The organism is Micromonospora sp. CV4 (assembly GCF_003667455.1).
Lineage (GTDB): Bacteria > Actinomycetota > Actinomycetes > Mycobacteriales > Micromonosporaceae > Micromonospora.
In genome coordinates, this window is sequence record NZ_RCVI01000067.1 from 1 (window position 1) to 1684 (window position 1684).

Here is a 1684-nt window from a genome sequence, read left to right on the forward strand (position 1 = left end):
ACCCCGGCGAGCACCACCGCCGCCAGCGCGGCGGCGCCGGCCGGCAGTACCGCGAGCCGCCGGGCCCGCAGCGCGCGCAGCGCCCGCTGGCCGCCGGCCTGCGGGTGCAGCAGGTCGACCACCGGGAGCGCGGTCAGGCCGAGCAGCACCGCGACCAGCGCGGCCACCCCGCCCATCGCCATTCCCAGCGCGGGGAAGAGCAGCACCACGGTGGGCAGCAGGATGACCACACCGACCGCTCCGGCGGCGGTCACCGCCACCACCGGCCACGGCCCGGTCTGCCGGGTGCGCAGCGCGAGCAGGCCGCCGAGCGCGCCGGCGAGGGCCGGCAGGGTCGTGAGGTACGCCCCGCCGGGCACCGCCACGGCGAGCAGCACGCCGAGCAGGGCCAGCCAGGCCAGCCCGCCGACGGCGAGCGCGGCCGGCCCGATCCGGCGGCGGGTCAGCGCGTACCAGGTGAACAGGATGGCGGCGGCCAGCGCCAGCACGGACAGCCGGTACCAGATCGGCCGGTACGGGTCGAGCAGTTCGGCGTACCCCGGTCGGATCGCGGTGATCGCCATCCAGAGCAGTTGCGCGGCCAGTGGCGCGGCCACGATCGGCACCAGGGCCAGCCCGAAGCCGGCGGCGAGCCGGCCGGTGCTGGCCCGGCCCCGCCGGAGGGTCAGCCAACCCAGCGCGGCCACCGCGAGCACCGCGAGCAGGGCCAGCGGCAGGGTGAGCCAGCCGGGGTAGCGGACCAGCCCGCCGGGGACCGGGAAGTAGGTGGCGTCGTGCCCGGAGCGCAGGTCGGTCAGGTCGGTGCGACCGAACTCCCGGGCCAGGCCCAGCGCGTTGTCCCCGTGCTGCTGGAGACTGCCGCGGTCCATCGCCGCCGGGGTGTCCAGCGGCGTGTGGTAGATCGCGCCGCCGTCGATGTACGCCGAGTTCAGCCCGACGAACTTCCGGTCCAGGAACGCGGTGAAGTCGGTGTCGTTGGGCAGCGCGCGGTAGATCTCCACCGCGAAGGAGGTGCCGACCGGGTGCGGGGCGGCCCGGCCGAAGACGTCCACCAGCTTCGCGTTGTTCCGGGACGTCTCGAACATGATCACCGGGCCGGTGGAGCCACGCGCCTCCAGGTTGAGCACCACGCCACCGTCGGCGGCCAGCGGGTGACTGGCGGCGAACGCGGACGCGCCGCAGAGGCAGGCCTCCTCGGCGTCGGTCAGCACGAAGACGATGTCGTTGCGGGGCCGGGGACCGGCGGCCAGCGCCCGGGCCACCTCCAGGATCGCCGAGGTGCCGGCGGCGTCGTCGTTGCCACCCGGGCCGGTCTGCACCGAGTCGTAGTGGGCCACCAGGAAGACCCGGCCGGTCGGGTCGGTGCCGGGCAGCCGGGCCACCACGTTGCGGACCCGGGCCAGGGTCGCCCCGCCCGCGGCCCCGCTGAGCTGGCCGGCTTCCGGGGCGACCGTGTCCTGCACGTCGGTCTCCAGGCCCAGGCCGCGTAGCTGCTGCTCGATGTGCGCGCGGACCTGGTCGTTGGCCGGGCTTCCGGCGACGTGCGACCGGGCCGCGATGACCTGGACGTCCTCGTACGCCCGGCCGGCGCTGAACTCGTTGACGGGCGCGTCGGCCGGTGCCGGGGCCGGGGTGCGCAGGTCGAGCAGGCTGCCGGCGCCGACGGCGACCAGCGCGACGAGGG

At 76.4% G+C, this 1684-nt stretch carries 1 protein-coding gene; it reads right to left on the minus strand.

What is annotated here, in order from left to right; translation table 11 throughout:
* On the minus strand, positions 1-1684 hold a 1684-nt coding region (locus EAD98_RS00370), incomplete at both ends, for a M28 family peptidase (RefSeq protein ID WP_121652122.1).